At 64.7% G+C, this 18,701-nt stretch carries 14 protein-coding genes and 1 pseudogene; 4 read left to right on the top strand and 11 right to left on the bottom strand.

Annotated elements, in window-relative coordinates; genetic code table 11:
- Nucleotides 1–169 precede the first annotated feature (169 nt).
- Entirely contained in the window at nucleotides 170–1,147 is a 978-nt protein-coding gene (locus ACDI39_RS18185; RefSeq protein ID WP_225787665.1) for an NADPH:quinone oxidoreductase family protein, read from the top strand.
- Between the two features lie 45 nt (nucleotides 1,148–1,192).
- Here the strand turns inward: ACDI39_RS18185 and ACDI39_RS18180 are convergent, their stop codons facing one another.
- From ACDI39_RS18180 to trxA, 5 genes are all read right to left on the bottom strand, one after another.
- On the bottom strand, nucleotides 1,193–1,843 hold the full coding sequence (locus tag ACDI39_RS18180) for a gamma-glutamylcyclotransferase (RefSeq protein WP_486536972.1): 651 nt from the start codon (nucleotides 1,841–1,843) through the stop codon (nucleotides 1,193–1,195).
- Between the two features lie 338 nt (nucleotides 1,844–2,181).
- Nucleotides 2,182–3,150, bottom strand: coding sequence for a CDP-6-deoxy-delta-3,4-glucoseen reductase (locus ACDI39_RS18175; RefSeq protein ID WP_225787667.1), 969 nt, complete (start codon nucleotides 3,148–3,150; stop codon nucleotides 2,182–2,184).
- Complete coding sequence (gene ubiD, locus ACDI39_RS18170) at nucleotides 3,150–4,616, bottom strand: 4-hydroxy-3-polyprenylbenzoate decarboxylase (RefSeq protein WP_225787668.1); 1,467 nt, start codon at nucleotides 4,614–4,616, stop codon at nucleotides 3,150–3,152. Before ubiD ends, ACDI39_RS18175 begins: the two co-directional genes overlap by 1 nt.
- Nucleotides 4,617–4,814: 198 nt before the next feature.
- The gene (gene rho / locus ACDI39_RS18165) at nucleotides 4,815–6,074 is read right to left on the bottom strand and encodes a transcription termination factor Rho (protein WP_043212134.1); all 1,260 of its coding nucleotides are present in this window, start codon (nucleotides 6,072–6,074) and stop codon (nucleotides 4,815–4,817) included.
- A gap of 227 nt (nucleotides 6,075–6,301) precedes the next feature.
- Nucleotides 6,302–6,628: a thioredoxin TrxA gene (trxA, locus tag ACDI39_RS18160; protein WP_012274768.1), complete on the bottom strand. Its 327-nt coding sequence runs from the start codon at nucleotides 6,626–6,628 to the stop codon at nucleotides 6,302–6,304.
- A 246-nt stretch (nucleotides 6,629–6,874) separates the two neighbouring features.
- Between trxA and ppx the strand changes: the two genes are divergently transcribed.
- Nucleotides 6,875–8,377: an exopolyphosphatase gene (gene ppx, locus ACDI39_RS18155; RefSeq protein ID WP_225787669.1), complete on the top strand. Its 1,503-nt coding sequence runs from the start codon at nucleotides 6,875–6,877 to the stop codon at nucleotides 8,375–8,377.
- Here the strand turns inward: ppx and ppk1 are convergent.
- The gene (gene ppk1 / locus ACDI39_RS18150) at nucleotides 8,364–10,589 is read right to left on the bottom strand and encodes a polyphosphate kinase 1 (RefSeq protein ID WP_368816221.1); all 2,226 of its coding nucleotides are present in this window, start codon (nucleotides 10,587–10,589) and stop codon (nucleotides 8,364–8,366) included. The two genes, ppx and ppk1, sit on opposite strands and share 14 nt — an antisense overlap.
- A 19-nt stretch (nucleotides 10,590–10,608) precedes the next feature.
- Nucleotides 10,609–11,619: a porphobilinogen synthase gene (hemB, locus tag ACDI39_RS18145; protein WP_225787671.1), complete on the bottom strand. Its 1,011-nt coding sequence runs from the start codon at nucleotides 11,617–11,619 to the stop codon at nucleotides 10,609–10,611.
- Between the two features lie 208 nt (nucleotides 11,620–11,827).
- On the opposite strand from hemB, the gene ACDI39_RS18140 reads away from it, so the two are divergent.
- On the top strand, nucleotides 11,828–12,472 hold the full coding sequence (locus ACDI39_RS18140) for a DedA family protein (protein ID WP_225787672.1): 645 nt from the start codon (nucleotides 11,828–11,830) through the stop codon (nucleotides 12,470–12,472).
- A gap of 161 nt (nucleotides 12,473–12,633) precedes the next feature.
- Here ACDI39_RS18140 and ACDI39_RS18135 read toward each other — a convergent pair whose 3' ends face one another.
- Both ACDI39_RS18135 and ACDI39_RS18130 read right to left on the bottom strand, forming a co-directional pair.
- Nucleotides 12,634–13,938 (bottom strand): IS1380-like element ISPa33 family transposase, encoded by a 1,305-nt coding sequence (locus ACDI39_RS18135; RefSeq protein ID WP_010793081.1) that lies wholly within the window; start codon nucleotides 13,936–13,938, stop codon nucleotides 12,634–12,636.
- An 84-nt stretch (nucleotides 13,939–14,022) separates the two neighbouring features.
- A pseudogene (locus ACDI39_RS18130) lies at nucleotides 14,023–15,165 on the bottom strand (sterol desaturase family protein); the annotation flags it as partial.
- Nucleotides 15,166–15,278: 113 nt separating this feature from the next.
- On the opposite strand from ACDI39_RS18130, the gene elbB reads away from it, so the two are divergent.
- The gene (gene elbB / locus ACDI39_RS18125) at nucleotides 15,279–15,947 is read left to right on the top strand and encodes an isoprenoid biosynthesis glyoxalase ElbB (RefSeq protein ID WP_225787673.1); all 669 of its coding nucleotides are present in this window, start codon (nucleotides 15,279–15,281) and stop codon (nucleotides 15,945–15,947) included.
- A 264-nt stretch (nucleotides 15,948–16,211) separates the two neighbouring features.
- Here the strand turns inward: elbB and ACDI39_RS18120 are convergent, their stop codons facing one another.
- Both ACDI39_RS18120 and ACDI39_RS18115 read right to left on the bottom strand, forming a co-directional pair.
- Nucleotides 16,212–16,664: a YaiI/YqxD family protein gene (locus ACDI39_RS18120; RefSeq protein WP_225787674.1), complete on the bottom strand. Its 453-nt coding sequence runs from the start codon at nucleotides 16,662–16,664 to the stop codon at nucleotides 16,212–16,214.
- Nucleotides 16,665–16,751: 87 nt separating this feature from the next.
- Complete coding sequence (locus ACDI39_RS18115) at nucleotides 16,752–18,683, bottom strand: cytochrome c/FTR1 family iron permease (RefSeq protein ID WP_225787675.1); 1,932 nt, start codon at nucleotides 18,681–18,683, stop codon at nucleotides 16,752–16,754.
- Between the last annotated feature and the right edge of the window lie 18 nt (nucleotides 18,684–18,701).

Genomic DNA, 18,701 nt, shown 5'->3' with positions numbered 1-18,701 from the left:
AACCCAAGCCGCTGCTTGGCAGCCCTGGCCCCCGGCTCATGCTTGCCCTTCAGGTCAATGTCGAACCGATGCGGGGCTTATGTCGGCCCATCAGGGCGGGCCATGCTCGTTGACCGGGCACCTGCCCCTCCTACACTTATCGGCCACCACACGCAAAGGAATAGCCCCGATGAAAGCCGTATTGTGCAAAACCCTGGGCCCGGCGCGGGACCTGGCCCTGGAAGAGGTGGCGAGCCCGGAGCCGAAGAGGAACGAAGTCCTCCTCGACGTGCACGCCGCCGGGGTCAACTTTCCCGATACCCTGATCATCGAAGGCAAGTACCAGTTCCAGCCACCCCTGCCGTTCTCGCCGGGTGGCGAGGCCGCCGGAGTGGTCGCCGCCGTGGGCGAGAAGGCCGGCGCCTTCAAGGTTGGCGACCGGGTCATGGCCCTGACCGGCTGGGGCGCCTTCGCCGAACAGGTGGCCGTGCCCTTCTACAATGTGCTGCCCATTCCCGAGGGCATGGACTTCACCACCGCCGCCGCCTTCGGCATGACCTACGGCACTTCGATGCATGCGCTGAAACAACGCGGCCAGCTCAAGGCCGGCGAGACCCTGCTGGTGCTCGGCGCCTCCGGTGGCGTCGGCCTGGCGGCAGTGGAAATCGGCAAGGCCATGGGTGCGCGGGTGATCGCCGCCGCCAGCAGTGCCGAAAAGCTCGCCGTGGCCAAGGCCGCTGGCGCCGACGAGCTGATCGACTATGGCCAGGCGAGCCTCAAGGACGAGATCAAGCGCCTGACCGGCGGCCAGGGCGTGGACGTGATCTACGACCCGGTCGGTGGCGAGCTGTTCGACCAAGCCGTGCGCGGCCTGGCCTGGAACGGCCGGCTGCTGGTGGTGGGGTTTGCCAGCGGGACCATTCCGCATTTGCCGGTGAACCTGGCGCTGCTCAAGGGGGCTTCGGTGGTGGGGGTGTTCTGGGGGGCCTTCGCCCAGCGCCAGCCCGAGGACAATGCTGCCAACTTCCGCCAGTTGTTCGCCTGGCATGCCGAGGGCAAGCTCAAGCCACTGGTGTCGCAGACCTATCCGCTGGCCGAGGCCGGAACGGCCATCGAGCGGCTGGGGCAACGGCAGGCGGTGGGCAAGCTGGTGGTATTGACCCGCTGAGCGCTGGGGCCTTCAGTTGTCGGCGACGGGCCGCAAAGCGGCCTGTCAGACCTCGCGCAGGTTATGGCAGCGTCGAAACCGCGCCTCTAGGTTGCGATCCGGCATCTGGTGGTGGCGCAAGGCGTTCAAGGTCTGCTCGACATACTCGCGGGTACTGCCGAAGCGGCCCTTGGCACTGGCCAGGATCTGGCTGAACAGGGTATCCGGCAGATTACCGGCATAGCACGGCAGATGCCGCTCCAGGACAAAGCCCAGGGCCTGGACCTTGCTGCCATCGCCCAGCCGGCAATTGAGCCAATGAGGCCGATACGCGGGGTAGGGCATCTCCCGTTGCCACAGGGCCAGCAACGAGTCCTCCAGGCCGTTCTCGTCCAGGCGGTAGGCGAACCCGCTGCACGAGCCGCCACGGTCGAGTCCGAACACCAACCCTGGGCACTCCGGCGTGCCGCGATGTTCGTGCGACCACAGGTACAGGCCGCGATGATAGCCATGCACCCGGGGTCGCTGGCGTTCGACCGCATTGCATTCCGGCCGCCAGATCAGCGAACCATAGGCGAACAACCACACCGGGCCGCCTTCGTGGCGCGCCATGGTCATTCTCATGGAGTTGAGCAATTGCTCGCGGGTCAGTTGCTGGCCGAAATCGAGCGACGGTGGATAGGTGATCTGCCAGGGTGAACTTTCAAGTGCCGACATGCGCTGCCGCCATTATTCAACGTGAACTATCGAAATGCTGCCCTGCAACTCCTGGACATTCAGAAAGCCATGTTTCGCGGCATGCCGGCTCTCGCCCGGATGCGGGCGAGCCTGGCGCCATGGGAGCTGCGTCGAGAACTGGTCTGTAACGTAAGACAGACGCCATCGACACTTCAAGCCCTCGCCACAAGTTTAGTGCACACTTCCGACCATTGGTGCCGATTGTTTCGAGCCACGTGAAAGTTATTAACCCGCGCAGCAACAATAAGCGGCTTATACTCTTCGCTGGCAACTTTGGTTATTAAGCACGGCACGCCATTGCGGCGAGCCGTTCATCTTCAACCGCGCGGCGCGTAGGCGAATACGTCGGCACGCATGCGGTGGGCATCCATGCCAGCCTCGACCAGGGCATCGAGAGTGGCGTAGACCATGGTCGGTGAACCGCTGGCATAGACATGCACCTGGTTCAGGTCGCCGATGTCCTCGCAGACGGCTTCATGCAGCAAGCCGCAGCGCCCTTCCCAACCGCACAGGTCGCTGACCACCTTGTGCAGGAAGAGATTCGGCAGGCGCTCCCACTCGTCCCAGTGCTCGATCTGGTAGAAGTCCTCAGGCCGTCGCACGCCCCAGTACAGGTGCACCGGGTGCTTGAAACCCTGGGCGCGGCAGTGCTCGACCAGGCTGTGCATCTGGCCCATGCCGGTGCCAGCGGCGATCAGCACCAGCGGGCCATCGGGCAGCTCGGCCAGGTGGGCATCACCGAAGGGCAGTTCGATACGTGCCACGCGGTCACGCTGCAGTTGCTCGATCAACTGGCGGGCACTGTTCTCCCGCACCAGCACATGCAGCTCCAGCTCGCGCCCGGCGTGCGGGGCCGAAGCCAGGGAGAAGGCCGCCTTGCCCGCGCCCTCACGCTCGATCATCAGGTACTGCCCGGCGTGATAGCGTGGTGGCTTGCCGGCTGGAGTGCGCAGCCGCACGCGCCAGACATCGCCGCCCACCTCCACGCACTCGCTCAGAGTGCAGGCCAACGTGCGCACCGGCAGCTCGCCCAGGGCCAGCACACCGTCCCAGAGCAGCACGCAGTCTTCCAGCGGCTCGGCGATGCAGGTGAACAGCTCGCCATGATCGCGGACCTGGCCATCCTGGCGCACGCGCCCTTCCACCAACAACGCCGCACAGGCATGGCAGTTGCCGTTGCGGCAACTGCTCGGGCAGTCATAGCCCAGGCGCCGTGCCGCATCCAGAATCCTTTCCCCGGGTTCGAGTGCCAGTACCGCTCCGGACGGCTGCAAGGTTACCTGCATCAATCTATTCCCAACTGATCCCACAGCTCATCGATACGGCGGGTGACGGCCTCGTCCTTGACGATGGCGCGGCCCCATTCGCGTGTAGTCTCGCCCGGCCACTTGTGCGTCGCGTCCAGGCCCATCTTCGACCCCAGCCCCGATACCGGCGACGCGAAGTCCAGGTAGTCGATCGGCGTGTTGTCGATCATCACCGTATCACGCTTGGGGTCCATGCGCGTGGTGATGGCCCAGATCACATCATTCCAGTCACGGGCGTTGATGTCATCGTCGGTGACGATAACGAACTTGGTGTACATGAACTGTCGCAGGAACGACCACACGCCCAGCATCACACGCTTGGCGTGACCCGGGTACTGCTTCTTCATGGTCACCACCGCCATGCGGTAGGAACAGCCCTCAGGTGGCAGGTAGAAGTCGACGATCTCCGGGAACTGCTTCTGCAGGATCGGCACGAACACTTCGTTCAGCGCCACGCCGAGGATCGCCGGCTCATCCGGCGGACGCCCGGTGTAGGTGCTGTGGTAGATCGGCTTGCGGCGGTGGGTGATGCGCTCGACGGTGAACACCGGGAAGGTGTCGACCTCGTTGTAATAGCCGGTGTGGTCGCCGTAGGGGCCTTCCGGTGCGGTCTCGCCCGGGTGGATCACGCCTTCGAGGATGATCTCGGCAGTGGCCGGCACCTGCAGGTCGCTGCCGCGGCACTTGACCAGCTCGGTGCGGTTGCCACGCAGCAGCCCGGCGAAGGCGTATTCGGACAGGGTGTCCGGCACCGGGGTCACGGCACCGAGGATGGTCGCCGGGTCAGCCCCCAGCGCCACCGCCACGGGGAACGGCTGGCCGGGGTGCTTCTCGCACCATTCACGGTAGTCCAAGGCGCCGCCACGGTGGCTCAGCCAGCGCATGATGACCTTGTTGCGGCCAATCAGTTGCTGGCGGTAGATACCCAGGTTCTGGCGGTCCTTGTTGGGGCCACGGGTGACGGTCAGGCCCCAGGTGATCAGCGGCGCCACGTCGCCCGGCCAGCAATGCTGGATTGGCAGCTGGGTCAGGTCGACGTCCTCGCCCTCGACCACCACCTCCTGGCACACCGCGTCCTTGACTACCTTCGGTGCCATGGACACGACCTTCTTGAAGATCGGCAGCTTCGACCAGGCATCCTTCAGCCCTTTCGGCGGCTCGGGCTCCTTGAGGAAGGCCAGCAGCTTGCCGATCTCGCGCAGTTCGTCGACCGACTCGGCGCCCATGCCCATGGCCACCCGCTCCGGGGTGCCGAACAGGTTGCCCAACACGGGTATGTCGAAGCCCGTGGGCTTTTCGAACAACAGCGCCGGGCCCTTGGCGCGCAGGGTGCGGTCGCAGACTTCGGTCATTTCCAGGACGGGGGAGATCGGAACCTGGATGCGCTTGAGTTCACCGCGCTGCTCCAGGCCTCGGATGAAGTCGCGCAGGTCGCGATACTGCATGCATGAGCCTCGTGGTTGGCCGTATCGGTCGGGGTTGCAGAGTGTAGCGCCGTTCAGGGCCCAATGGCCAAAAATGACTTGGGGCCGCTTCGCGCCCTTCGCAGGCAAGCCCGCTCCCCCAGGTTCGTGCGATCCCTGTGGGAGCGGGCTTGCCCGCGAAGGGCTGCGAAGCAGCCCCAGTTCACTGTGCGGTGGTGCTTATTTGCGCTTCATCGACAGGAAGAACTCGTCGTTGGTCTTGGTCTGCTTGAGCTTGTCGACCAGGAACTCGATGGCAGCGACTTCGTCCATCGGGTGCAGCAGCTTGCGCAGGATCCACATGCGCTGCAGTTCGTCGTCGGCGGTCAGCAGCTCTTCGCGGCGGGTACCGGACTTGTTGATGTTGATGGCCGGGAACACGCGCTTCTCGGCGATGCGGCGGTCCAGCGGCAGCTCCATGTTGCCGGTGCCCTTGAACTCTTCGTAGATCACCTCGTCCATCTTCGAGCCGGTCTCGACCAGCGCGGTGGCGATGATGGTCAGCGAACCGCCTTCCTCGATGTTGCGGGCGGCACCGAAGAAGCGCTTGGGCTTCTCCAGGGCGTGGGCGTCGACACCACCGGTCAGCACCTTGCCGGAGCTCGGGATGACGGTGTTGTAGGCACGGGCCAGACGGGTGATGGAGTCGAGCAGGATGACCACGTCCTTCTTGTGCTCGACCAGGCGCTTGGCCTTCTCGATCACCATCTCGGCGACCTGCACGTGGCGGGTCGGCGGCTCGTCGAAGGTCGAGGCGACCACTTCGCCGCGCACGGTGCGCTGCATCTCGGTCACTTCTTCCGGACGTTCGTCGATCAGCAGCACGATCAGGTGGCATTCGGGGTTGTTGCGGGTGATGTTGGCCGCGATGTTCTGCAGCATGATCGTCTTGCCCGCTTTCGGCGGGGCGACGATCAGGCCGCGCTGGCCCTTGCCGATCGGGGCGCACAGGTCGATGACGCGGCCGGTGAGGTCTTCGGTGGAACCGTTGCCGGCTTCCATCTTCAGGCGCTCGTTGGGGAACAGCGGCGTCAGGTTCTCGAACAGGATCTTGTTCTTGGCGTTTTCCGGGCGGTCGAAGTTGATGGTGTCGACCTTCAGCAGGGCGAAGTAGCGCTCCCCTTCCTTCGGCGGACGGATCTTGCCGACGATGGTGTCGCCGGTGCGCAGGTTGAAGCGACGGATCTGGCTGGGCGAGACGTAGATGTCGTCAGGGCCGGCCAGATAGGATGCATCCGCCGAACGCAGGAAACCGAAACCATCCTGGAGAATCTCCAGCACGCCGTCACCCGAGATCTCTTCGCCGCTTTTCGCGTGTTTCTTCAACAGGGCGAAAATCACGTCCTGCTTGCGCGAACGGGCCATGTTTTCGATGCCCATCTGTTCGGCCATTTCCAGCAGATCGGTAATCGGCTTTTGCTTGAGTTCAGTCAGGTTCATAAGGGGAGTGACGTAATCATGTAAGAAGGGAGAATTAAGCTTCTGGCTTAATGAAGCCGCGCCGCGAGATGGCGACAGGATCGCGTACTGATTCGAATTAGGAGTGCGTCGGCGACGGCGTGCAGAGGGCACTGAAGGAACAGTGCGAGGCCGAATGTAACACTTGCTTTTTTCGGCGTCTAGTGCTCGGAAAAAGAAAAGCCCCGCAGTTGCGGGGCCTTTTCACATCACAGGTGGGCGTCGAGGAACGCGGCCAGCTGCGACTTGGACAGGGCACCGACCTTGGTGGCCTCGACGTTGCCGTTCTTGAACAGCATCAGGGTCGGGATACCGCGCACGCCATGCTTGGCCGGGGTTTCCTGGTTCTCGTCGATGTTCAGCTTGGCGACGGTCAGCTTGCCCTCGTAGGTGGCGGCGATGTCGTCCAGGACCGGAGCGATCATCTTGCATGGGCCGCACCATTCGGCCCAGTAGTCGACCAGCACCGGGCCTTGAGCCTGCAGAACGTCGGCTTCGAAGCTGGCGTCGGTGACATGTTTGATTTTGTCGCTCATGGAAATCTCCAAGGTCGTAAGCAATAAAAAACGTTGCCCATCATAGCCGCACCTACGCCCTACAGGAAGTCACGGCCGATTGAGTGTAACTATAGTTGTGCAAGACACCGCGAATCGAAACTGTCACACGGCTGTCATAGCATTCCAACACACCTTGCCTTGCATCAAGCCTTGCAATGCCATGCGTTGGCGTCCGTCCACGATCGTGGCACGATTGCCGGGTTATCGACCGAGAACATCGAGATCATGCCGCATACCACCGCGAAGAACCTGTCTTTGATCGCCGCCATCGACCTTGGCTCCAACAGCTTCCACATGGTCGTGGCCAAGGCCCACCACAGCGAGATCCGCATTCTCGAGCGGCTGGGGGAAAAGGTTCAGTTGGCCGCCGGCATCAGCGAGGAGCGCCAGCTCAGCGAAGAAGCCATGCAACGCGGCCTCGAGTGCCTCAAGCGTTTCGCCCAGCTGATCAACGGCCTGCCCGCCGGCGCCGTGCGCATCGTCGGTACCAACGCCCTGCGCGAGGCGCGCAACCGCAACGAATTCATCCAGCGCGCCGAAGCCATCCTCGGCCACCCGGTGGAGGTCATCTCCGGTCGCGAGGAAGCGCGCCTGATCTACCTGGGCGTGTCGCACACCCTGGCCGATACCCCTGGCAAGCGCCTGGTCGCCGACATCGGCGGCGGCAGCACCGAGTTCATCATCGGCCAGCGCTTCGAGCCGTTGCTGCGCGAAAGCCTGCAGATGGGCTGTGTCAGCTTCACCCAGCGCTATTTCCGCGACGGCAAGATCACCCCGGCGCGCTACGCCCAGGCCTACACCTGCGCACGCCTGGAACTGATGAGCATCGAGAACGCCCTGCACCGCCTGACCTGGGACGAGGCCATCGGCTCTTCCGGCACCATTCGTGCCATCGGCGCCGCCATCAAGGCCGGTGGCCTGGGCAACGGCGAGGTCAATGCCGAAGGCCTGGTCTGGCTCAAGCGCAAGCTGTTCAAGCTCGGCGAGACCGACAAGATCGACTTCGACGGCGTCAAGCCAGACCGCCGCGCCATCTTCCCGGCGGGCCTGGCGATCCTCGAGGCGATCTTCGACGCCCTCGAGCTGCAACGCATGGATCACTGCGAGGGCGCCCTGCGCGAAGGCGTGCTGTACGACCTGCTGGGCCGTCACCACCACGAGGACGTGCGCGAGCGCACACTCAATTCGCTGATGGAGCGCTATCACGTCGACCAGGGCCAGGCGGCGCGGGTCGAGCGCAAGGCCCTGCATGCCTTCGACCAGGTCGCCGAGGCCTGGGGGCTGGAGCAAGGCAACTGGCGTGACCTGCTGAGCTGGGCGGCGAAAGTCCACGAAGTGGGGCTGGACATCGCCCACTACCACTACCACAAGCACGGCGCCTACCTGATTGAGCACTCCGACCTGTCCGGCTTCTCCCGCGAGGACCAGCAGATGTTGGCCCTGCTGGTACGCGGCCACCGCCGCAACATCCCCAAGGACCGGTTCGCCGAGTTCGGCGACGAAGGCATCCAGCTGATCCGCCTGTGCGTGCTGCTGCGCTTCGCCATCCTCTTCCACCACATCCGCGGTACCCAGCAGATGCCGAAGGTCGTGCTGCAGGCCGGCGAAGGCAGCCTGGACGTGGTTTTCCCCGACGGTTGGCTGGAACAGCACCCGCTGACCCAGGCCGACTTCGCCAACGAGGCGCAGTGGCTGGACCGGGTCGGCTTCGTCCTCAGCGTACGTTGAGGACCGGGTTGCTCAGGCGCTCCAACAGGGTCGCCTGGGCATTGCGCGGGTTCTGGTTGCCGGTCGGCGTACTGCGCACGTAGCGGCCGTCCGGCTGCAGGATCCAGGCGTGGGTGTTGTCGGTCAGGTAGCTTTCCAGCTCCTTCTTGACCCGCAGCAGCAGCTTCTTGCCCTCCACCGGGAAGCAGGTCTCGACACGCTTGTCGAGGTTGCGCTCCATCCAGTCGGCGCTGGACAGGAAGATCTGTTCTTCGCCGCCATTGAGGAAGTAGAACACCCGCGTGTGCTCGAGGAAGCGGCCGATGATCGAGCGCACCTGGATGTTGTGCGACACCCCGGGGATGCCCGGCCGCAGGCAGCACATGCCACGCACCACCAGGTCGATGCGCACGCCGGCCTGACTGGCCTTGTACAGCGCACGGATGACCTTGGCGTCGGTCAGCGAGTTGAACTTGGCGATGATGTGCGCCGGCTTGCCTTCCTGGGCGAACTGGGTCTCCCGGGCGATCATGTCGAGCATGCCCTTCTTCAGGGTGAAGGGGGCGTGCAGGAGCTTCTTCATGCGCAGGGTCTTGCCCATGCCGATCAGCTGGCTGAACAACTTGCCGACGTCCTCGCAGAGGGCATCGTCGGAGGTGAGCAGGCTGTAGTCGGTATACAGGCGGGCGTTGCCGGCGTGGTAGTTACCCGTGCCCAGGTGGGCGTAGCGCACGATCTCGCCCTGCTCGCGGCGCAGGATCAGCATCATCTTGGCGTGGGTCTTGAAGCCGACCACACCGTAGATCACCACCGCGCCAGCCGCTTGCAGGCGGCTGGCCATCTGCAGGTTGGACTCTTCGTCGAAACGCGCGCGCAGCTCGATCACCGCGGTGACCTCCTTGCCGTTGCGCGCCGCATCCACCAGGGCGTCGACGATTTCCGAGTTGGCGCCGCTGCGGTACAGGGTCTGGCGCACGGCGAGCACGTGCGGATCCTTGGCGGCCTGGCGCAGCAGGTCGATCACCGGGGTGAAGGACTCGAACGGGTGCATCAGCAGCACGTCCTGCTTGCTCACCACGCTGAAGATGTTGTCGGCGTTCTGCAGCAGCTTGGGGATGCCCGGGGTGAACGGGGTGTACTGCAGCTCCGGATGGCTGTCCAGGCCAGTGATGCTGAACAGGCGGGTCAGGTTGACCGGGCCGTTGACCTGGTACAGCTCGCTCTCGCTCAGGCTGAACTGCTTGAGCAGGTAGTCGGACAGGTGTTTCGGACAGGTGTCAGCCACCTCCAGGCGCACGGCGTCGCCATAGCGGCGCGAGAACAGCTCGCCGCGCAGGGCTCGGGCCAAGTCCTCGACATCTTCCGAATCCAGCGCCAGGTCGGCGTTACGGGTCAGGCGGAACTGATAGCAGCCCTTGACCTTCATGCCCTGGAACAGGTCGTCGGCATGGGCGTGGATCATCGACGACAGGAACACGTAGTTATCGCCCGGGCCACCGACCTCCTCCGGCACACGGATCACCCGTGGCAACAGGCGCGGCGCCGGGATGATGGCCAGGCCCGAATCACGGCCGAAGGCATCGACACCCTCGAGTTCGACGATGAAGTTCAGGCTCTTGTTGACCAGCAACGGGAACGGGTGGGTCGGGTCGAGGCCGATCGGGGTGATGATCGGCGCGATCTCGTCACGGAAGAAGCGGCGCACCCAGGTCTTGAGCTTGGGCGTCCAGTAGCGACGGCGGATGAAGCGGATCTGGTGTTTCTCCAGCTCCGGCAGCAGCACATCGTTGAGGATCGCGTACTGGCGCTCCACCTCGCTATGCACCAGGTCGCTGATCCGCGCCAGGGCCTGGTGCGGCTGCAAGCCGTCGGCGCCGGCCTGCTCGCGGGCGAAGGTGATCTGCTTCTTCAGGCCCGCGACGCGGATCTCGAAGAACTCGTCCAGGTTGCTGGAGAAGATCAGCAGGAACTTCAGACGCTCGAGCAGCGGGTAGGACTCGTCCAGCGCCTGTTCCAGCACGCGGATGTTGAACTGCAGCTGGGAAAGCTCGCGATGAATGTACAGGCTGCTGTCGTCCAGGCTCGGGATGGCGATCGCCGGAGCCGGCGCGGGCGCCGGTGCCTCGGGGGCGGGCTCCGGAGCCGTCGGCAGGTCCGGCGGCGTCTGTACCATCTCCTCGGGGATCGCCTGGGCGTCCTTGATCTCGACAGGGGTTAGCACTTCATTATTCATCTGACGTTCCTGGAGGGCCTTATTGCCCTCTCAACAATTGAGCGGCACGGACGGCGAAGTAGGTCAGGATGCCATCGGCGCCTGCCCGTTTGAAAGCAGTGAGGGACTCGAGGATCACGGCCTCGCTGAGCCAGCCGTTCTGGATCGCGGCCATGTGCATGGCGTATTCGCCGCTGACCTGGTAGGCGAAGGTCGGCACCTTGAACTCGGCCTTCACCCGGTGAACGATGTCCAGGTACGGCATGCCCGGCTTGACCATGACCATGTCGGCGCCTTCGGCCAGGTCGGTGGCCACTTCGTGCAGGGCCTCGTCGCTGTTGGCCGGGTCCATCTGATAGGAAGCCTTGTTGGCCTTGCCCAGGTTCAGCGCCGAGCCGACCGCGTCGCGGAACGGGCCATAGTAGGCACTGGCGTACTTGGCGGAGTAGGCCATGATGCGCACGTTGACGTGGCCGGCCAGTTCCAGGGCCTCGCGGATCGCCTGCAGGCGGCCGTCCATCATGTCCGAGGGGGCGACCACCTGGGCGCCGGCCTCGGCGTGAGACAGTGCCTGGCGTACCAGCGCATCGACGGTGATGTCGTTCTGCACGTAGCCTTCTTCATCGAGGATGCCGTCCTGACCGTGGGTGGTGAACGGGTCGAGAGCAACGTCGGTGATCACACCCAGCTCCGGGAAGCGTGCACGCAGGGCGCGGGTGGCGCGCTGGGCGATGCCGTCCGGGTTCCAGGCCTCGGCACCGTCGAGGGACTTCTTCTCCACCGGGGTGACCGGGAACAGCGCCAGCGCCGGGATCCCCAGCTCGACCCAGCCCTGCGCGGCCTCCAGCAGCAGGTCGATGGACAGGCGCTCGACGCCCGGCATGGACGGCACCTCTTCGCGACGGTTCTGGCCATCGAGCACGAACACCGGCAGGATCAGGTCATCGACGGTCAGGGTGTTCTCGCGAACCAGCCGACGGGAGAATTCGTCCCGGCGGTTGCGACGCAGGCGGGTAGCAGGAAACAGGCGGTTGGCGGGGGTAAAGCTCACGGCAGACTCCTGAGCCCGCGCAGGCGGGCTAGCGCGACAGTTATAAGCGGCCATTATGACGCTTGGATGACAGGCTGGGGCAACCCTGTGACCCGTGGCCGCAGCCATTGTCCTTGTAGGAATTGTTCACGTCGAGACACATTTGGACACTTTCCCGAACGCGCATGACGGAGTAGGCTGCGCGTTCATTTCGCCAGCACCCCAGAAAATGCTTCAACAATTCCTGCAGGATTTCGGCTACTTTGCCCTTTTTCTCGGCACGTTTTTTGAAGGTGAGACCATCCTGGTTCTCGCGGGCTTCCTTGCGTTCCGCGGATACATGGACATCAACCTGGTGGTGCTGACAGCCTTCTTCGGCAGTTATGCCGGCGACCAGCTCTGGTACTTCATGGGCCGCCGCCACGGCCGCGCCATCCTCGCGCGCAAGCCACGCTGGCAGGCAATGGGCGACCGGGCGCTGGACCATATCCGCCGCCATCCCGACATCTGGGTACTGAGCTTTCGCTTCGTCTACGGCCTGCGCACGGTGATGCCCGTGGCCATCGGCCTGTCGGGCTACTCACCGCGACGCTACCTGCTGCTCAACGGCATCGGCGCCGCGGTCTGGGCCTTGGCCCTGGGCGTAGCCGCCTACCATTTCGGCGCCATCCTCGAAGGCCTGCTGGGCAACGTGAAGAAATACGAGCTATGGGTGCTCGGTGGCCTGCTGGTGCTGGGCGGCCTGCTCTGGCTGCGCCGGCGTTTCCGCACCCTGCGCGCGGAGCGCAAGGCGGCGGCAGAGGGCCAGGGCCCAGAGGCTGAGCAGACTGTAGCCCAGCAGCAGGGCCCAGGCCAGGAGCGTGACCGTCCCTAGCCCGGATTTCTCATGAGGCCGGCAGGCGTGGCCGGTGAAGCCTCGGCGTATCAACAACCTGCCTTCCACCGCTAAAAATTGATCGTTTTTTATTCAATTCCCGCGTATGGGGCGCACTGCCCCCTTTCCCCCATTGAGCCGGGCCGGGGGCGCCCGCCTGTTCAGGTCGGCTTGAGGCGGGCAACCAGCCCCGCAAAGAGTTCCTGATGCGGATAGGCCTCGCTGATCAGCACGCGGATGCGCCGGCTGTTGCGAATGATCACCGCACCGATCTTGAGCAGTTTCAAGCGCAGGTTATGGATGCTCATGCGCGCCAATGCGGTGCCCTGGAGATGATCGCGTAGCCGTTCGAACAGCACATAGGCAAAGGCCGACAGCATCAGCCGCCACTGGTTGGTCCACCAGCGTGGGCTGGAGGTGCGGTCGGCGAACAGATCCAACTGTTGGTCCTTGATCCGATTCTCCATGTCGCCACGGCCGCAGTAGTCTTCGTAGTACTGCTGGGCAGCATCCTCGGCAAAGCGGGACACGACGATGAAGCGTGGATTGGCACCCTGCTCGCCATGTTCCAGGCGCGACACGACCAGGCGGCGCCTACGCCAACTACCGGCCTGATAGAGGAAGCGATACACGCCGGACATCTTCTGCCCGGTTTCTTGGTAGGCCTCGGCGACCGCTTGCATGGCCGGCGCCGCCATCCGCTGCAGGCGGGTGTTGCGGGCCAGACCCACCACATAATCCACCTGCTTGCGGTCACACCAGTCGAGCATGCGATGTCGGCAAAAACCGCCGTCACCGCGGAACACGATGCGGGTCTCTGGCCAGAAGCGGCGAATGAACTTGACCAGCAGTGCCAGGATGGCCCAACTGTGTCGGGCGCCATCGATGTTGCTCGGGCGCAAATAGCTCACCAGCAGATGGCGACCACAGAACACATAGAGCGGCAGGAAGCAGTAATGGTCGTAATAGCCATGGAAGAAGCGCCCTTCCTGATCTCCATGCACCGGCACATCGGTCGCATCGAAGTCGAGCACGATCTCAGCCGGCGCCTGGTCATGCTGGGCGATGAAGTGCTCCCACAGCAGGCGATGGGCTTGCACCACCGTTTCGCGATCGGCTTGCTGTTCCAGGCGCCCCAGAGTGGATTTGCCGGCCAGCGGTTGCAGGCGGTTGACCGCAGTCTGCAGCGCGTAGTCATGGCGCAGGCCGTCATGATCGTTGAGATCCTCGTAGCCGGCGGCCAGTGCATAGATACGCTGGGCGAGCAGTGTCTGCAGTCCATGCTGGACACGCCCAGGATCACGCCGATCGGGAACGATTTTGGCCAGGCGGCGGGTCAAGCCATGTTGCCGGTCGACCTCGCGCAGCAGCAACAAGCCCGCATCCGAGGTGATGTGACCACCGGTGAAAGAGGCCTCGACGAGGCGGCGAGAGAGGGGTGAAAAGTGGAGTTTTTCTGGTAGCATTTTGTGCGCGGCTGAAGACTTATGGGGCTTTGTTTGGCGACAAGAATCATAAGGCTTTCAGCCGTTTTTGTTTATGCGGTCATGAGAAATCCGGGCTAGCCCCAGGGCGCCGGCCAGGTACAGCGCCAGCGCATTCGACGCCAGGCGCAGCAGCTCCAGGCGCGTGGCCCAGGGCCGGTTCTCCAGCGCCGCGCCGAGCGCGAACAAGCCGAACACCATCACCGTCCAGCCCAGCACCAGGGCCGCCGCCGACACCTGCCCGTCCACGTCCATCAGGTAACTGCCCAAGGCGACGTAGGCGGCGAACTGCGCCGTCACATAGACCTGCTGCGCCCGCCCGAGGGGAATCTCGAATTTACGAAAGCGCGCCAGGTCGGGCTTGGCCTGTGGATAACGTGCCGCCACATCCGCCGGGCGCCAGCCGGTGGGCATGAACCAGATGCGCAGTTTGTCGCGCCAGCGGCGCGTGCGCCGGGCGTCGTTCCAGAGCTGGGCATAGAACTGCAAGTTGGCCCACAGCGGGTTCCAGCTGGCCAGGGGTGTGGTCACGCCGAACACCACCGGCTCGCGCGGGTCTTCTTCCTGAAAGGTGCCGAACAGGCGATCCCAGATAATGAACACGCCGCCGTAGTTGCGATCCAAGTACACAGGATTCTGCGCATGGTGGACGCGATGGTTGGACGGCGTGATCAATACCCACTCGAACCAGCCCAGCTTGGGCACATGCCGGGTGTGCACCCAGAACTGGTACAGCAGGTTCAGCGAAGCCACGGTGACGAAGACCAGCGGCGGCACGCCGAGCAGCGCCAGCGGCAGGTAGAAGATCCACGAGAAGATGAAGCCGCTGCTGGTCTGGCGCAGGGCCGTGGTGAGGTTGTATTCCTCGCTCTGGTGGTGCACCGAATGCGCGGCCCAAAGGACGTTGCGCTCATGGCCCAAGCGATGCAGCCAGTAGTAGCACAGGTCGTAGAGCACGAAGGCCAGCACCCACACCCACCAGGCCGTACCCGGCAGCGGCAGCAGCGCCAGGTGCTCCCAGGCCAGGGCATAGGTCACCAGCCCCACCCCCTTGGTCAGCAGCCCCGTGCTGGTCGACAGCACGCCGGTGCTCAGGCTGTTGATCGAGTCGGCCAGGCGGTAGTTGCGCTGGCCGCGCACACGGTCGGCGAGCAGTTCCACGGCGATCAGCACGAAGAAGAACGGTACGGCCAGCAGGATCAGGTCCATGGGCAACGATCTCCAGGGTGGTCCACGAAGATTAGGCGCTGCCCACAGAGAACCCTATGGCGACATCTGCCAAACTAGAGGACATTTAGCGCCTCGACACTGGAGTAATGAGCATGACGAAAAAAGTTGCGGTGATTCTTTCCGGCTGTGGCGTGTACGACGGCGCCGAGATCCATGAAAGCGTGATCACCCTGTTGCGCCTCGACCAGCGCGGCGCGCAGGTGCAGTGCTTCGCGCCGAACATCGCGCAGATGCACGTGATCGACCACCTGACCGGTCAGCCGATGCCCGAGTCGCGCAATGTTTTGGTCGAGTCGGCCCGCATCGCCCGTGGCGAGGTCAAGGACATCCGCGAGGCCAAGGCCGAGGATTTCGACGCGCTGATCGTGCCGGGCGGCTTCGGCGCAGCGAAGAACCTGTCCAACTTTGCCGTCGAGGGTGCCAACTGCACCGTCAACCCTGACGTGCTGGCCCTGGCCGAAGCCTTCGCCGAGGCCGGCAAGCCAGTCGGCCTGATCTGCATCTCGCCGGCCCTGGCGGCGAAGATCTATGGCCCAGGCGTGGTCTGCACCATCGGTACCGATGCCGACACCAGCGCAGCCGTGGTGAAGATGGGCGCCACCCACGAGGAATGCGATGTGCACGACATCGTCGAGGACACCCAGCGCAAGCTGGTGACCACCCCGGCGTACATGCTCGCCCAGTCGATCAGCGAGGCGGCCAGCGGGATCTACAAGCTGGTGGACCGGGTGCTGGAGCTGACTCACGAGGGTGAGCAGTAAGCCCCCGCAGCCCAATGCCGGTCAGTTAAGACTTTCAGTTGTCATTTGGGGCCGCTTCGCGCCCCATCGCCGGCAAGCCGGCTCCCACACTGTCCGTGCAAACCGCATCATGTGTGGTCGCCGCGACCCCTGTGGGAGCCGGCTTGCCGGCGATGGGCTGCAAGGTAGCCCCAAAAATGACAAAGCGCCGCTTAACTGAGTGACATTGCCCCGCAGCCTGCCTTGCAAATATTGGGGCGGCTTGGGTTCAATGCGCCAGTCAGGCTAGACCTTGGCCAACCGGGTCAGGATCCGGTCCAAGGCATTGGCGAACGCCTGTTTCTCCCGATCCCCGTAGGGTGCCTGCCCGCCACCGACCTGGCCCTGCTCCCGTAGCTCGGTGAACAGATTACGCACCGCCAGCCGCTCGCCCATGTTGCGCTCGTCGAACTCGCGCCCGCGCGGGTCGAGGGCTGCCACACCCTTCTTGATCAGGCGATCGGCCAGGGGCACGTCGCTACAGATCACCAGCTCGCCCGGCACGGCGTGCTCGACCAGATAGTCGTCGGCCGCATCCATGCCGCTGGGCACCACGATCAGCCGCACGCAGGCGAACGCCGGCTTGATCTGCGCCTGGCCGGCCACCAGTACCACCTCGAACTTGCGCTTGAGGGCGAACTTGACGATCAGGTCCTTGGCCGCCTTGGGGCAGGCGTCGGCATCGATCCATACACGCATCTCTGTGATTCCTATGCAGCCAGGCCCCCGGGTGGGACCACTGCCGATATTGTGTCAGGTCCGGCCCATTCGCGGGCAAGCCCACTCCTAGCCGGCTGCCGCGCGCCGCTTCTGCGCCAGACGACTACGTCCATAGAGCACCATGATCGCCAGCAACGCCACCACCTGCGCCGCCAACGAATACGCATCGGCATGGATCCCCAGCCAGTCGAACTCGAAGAACGCCACCGGCCGCGTGCCCAGCACACCGGCCTCCTGCAAGGCCTTGACGCCATGCCCGGCGAACACCACCGACAGCGCGCACAACAGCGCCGCATTGATGCTGAAGAACAATGCCAGCGGCAACTTGGCCGAACCCCGCAGGATCACCCAGGCCAGGCCCACCAGCAGCACCAGCGCCGTGGCGCCGCCGGCCAGCACGGCCCGGTGCCCGGCAGGCCCTGCCTGCAGCCACAGGGTTTCGTAGAACAGGATCACCTCGAACAACTCGCGGTACACCGAGAAGAACGCCAGCACCGCGAAGCCGAAGCGCCCACCGCCGCTGAGCAGGCTGCTCTTGATGTAGTCTTGCCAGGCCGCGGCGTGGCGCCGGTCGTGCATCCATACGCCGAGCCACAGCACCATCACGCTGGCGAACAGCGCCGTGCAGCCTTCGAGCAGCTCGCGCTGGGCGCCGCCGACATCGATCACGTAGGCCGCCAGGGCCCAGGTGGCGAAACCGGCGACCAGCGCCAGGCCCCAACCGACGTTGACGCTGCGCACCGCCGACTGTTGCCCGGTATTGCGCAGGAAGGCGAGGATCGCCGCCAGCACCAGGATCGCCTCGAGCCCTTCGCGCAACAGGATCAGCAGGCCGGAGATGTAGCTGAGCGACCAGCTCAAGCCATCGCTGCCCAGGCGCTTGGCCGCCTCGTCGAGCTTGGCCTTGGCCTCGGCCAGGCGTTGCTCGGCCTGGGCGACCGGCAGGCCGTCCTGCAGCGACTGCCGGTAGGCCATCAGCGCCTTCTCGGTGTCCTTGCGGGCCTGGGTGTCGATGTTGTCCAGGGAGCTCTCCACCAGCTCGAAGCCTTCCAGGTAGGCTGCCACCGACAGGTCGTAGGCCTGGTCGTGGTCGCCCTCGCGGTAGGCAGCCAGGCTCTTGTCCAGGGTGCTGGCGGTGTACTCGAGCAGTTGCGCCGGGCCGCGCTTGACCTGCGGTGGCTGGGCACGCTGGGCGCGGAACGCCGCCACGGCCTCGGCACCTTCGTTGGTGGCGACCTCGGCTGGGGTCTGGCGGGTCAGGTCGGCCAGGTTCCAGGCCCGGTCACCTTTGGCCGCCTCGGGGTCGGCAGTGAAGCTGGCGATATAGGCCGCCACGTCCCAGCGTTGGCGCTCGTCGAGCTGGTCGGCGAACGACGGCATCTCGGTGCCATCGATGCCCAGCCCCAGGGTGTTGTAGAGGTCGAACAGGCTCAGCTGGTCGAGCCGCTCGGTGCTGCGCAGGTTGGCCGGCGGCGGCTCCAGGCCTACACCGGCCGGGCCGTCGCCAGCACCGCTGTCGCCATGGCAGATCGCGCAGTTCTGCGCATACAGCGACGCGCCGCGGGCCGGGTCCGGCGTGATCACCGGGGCCTGGCTGACCTCGTAGGCCACGGCCAGGCGGGCGCCCAGCTGACGCGCCTGGCGGGCGACGCTGGCCCCGTCCTGGCGCTGGTCGATGGCCTCGCGCAGCGCCTGGACGCCCTGCACCAATGCCTCGCGCTCGGCATGGGCCGGGAGGCCGTCGACCAGGCCGGCCAGGACCGCGCTGAACTCCTGCTGCTCGCGGTATTCCCCCTCGTCCAGCACCTTGCCGTCGCGCACCGTCGGCGGGTAGTCGGCGCCGATGTAGCCCAGCAGGTGCAAGGCCTTGGTCGCCTCGGCAGGGGTTTCTGCCAGCACCAGGGTGCTGCACAGCGCCAGCACCGGCCAGAGCAGCCAGGCGAACAGTCGGGAACGGGAAATCATGGCCAATCTCAACGCAAACACGAAAGCGAACATTGTTCACTTCCACTTTCC

This window comes from Pseudomonas sp. Tun-23181 (assembly GCF_057415455.1).
Note: the sequence above shows the minus strand (reverse complement) of the source record. Positions and strands in the feature narration are given on the sequence as shown.

Bases quoted from the DNA above. Each gene is read 5' to 3' on its own strand.
- ACDI39_RS18185 (WP_225787665.1), top strand. From the start codon at position 170: ATGAAAGCCGTATTGTGCAAAACCCTGGGCCCGGCGCGGGACCTGGCC.
- ACDI39_RS18180 (WP_486536972.1), bottom strand. From the start codon at position 1,843: ATGTCGGCACTTGAAAGTTCACCCTGGCAGATCACCTATCCACCGTCG.
- ACDI39_RS18175 (WP_225787667.1), bottom strand. From the start codon at position 3,150: ATGCAGGTAACCTTGCAGCCGTCCGGAGCGGTACTGGCACTCGAACCC.
- ubiD (WP_225787668.1), bottom strand. From the start codon at position 4,616: ATGCAGTATCGCGACCTGCGCGACTTCATCCGAGGCCTGGAGCAGCGC.
- rho (WP_043212134.1), bottom strand. From the start codon at position 6,074: ATGAACCTGACTGAACTCAAGCAAAAGCCGATTACCGATCTGCTGGAA.
- trxA (WP_012274768.1), bottom strand. From the start codon at position 6,628: ATGAGCGACAAAATCAAACATGTCACCGACGCCAGCTTCGAAGCCGAC.
- ppx (WP_225787669.1), top strand. From the start codon at position 6,875: ATGCCGCATACCACCGCGAAGAACCTGTCTTTGATCGCCGCCATCGAC.
- ppk1 (WP_368816221.1), bottom strand. From the start codon at position 10,589: ATGAATAATGAAGTGCTAACCCCTGTCGAGATCAAGGACGCCCAGGCG.
- ACDI39_RS18140 (WP_225787672.1), top strand. From the start codon at position 11,828: ATGCTTCAACAATTCCTGCAGGATTTCGGCTACTTTGCCCTTTTTCTC.
- ACDI39_RS18135 (WP_010793081.1), bottom strand. From the start codon at position 13,938: ATGCTACCAGAAAAACTCCACTTTTCACCCCTCTCTCGCCGCCTCGTC.
- elbB (WP_225787673.1), top strand. From the start codon at position 15,279: ATGACGAAAAAAGTTGCGGTGATTCTTTCCGGCTGTGGCGTGTACGAC.
- ACDI39_RS18120 (WP_225787674.1), bottom strand. From the start codon at position 16,664: ATGCGTGTATGGATCGATGCCGACGCCTGCCCCAAGGCGGCCAAGGAC.
- ACDI39_RS18115 (WP_225787675.1), bottom strand. From the start codon at position 18,683: ATGTTCGCTTTCGTGTTTGCGTTGAGATTGGCCATGATTTCCCGTTCC.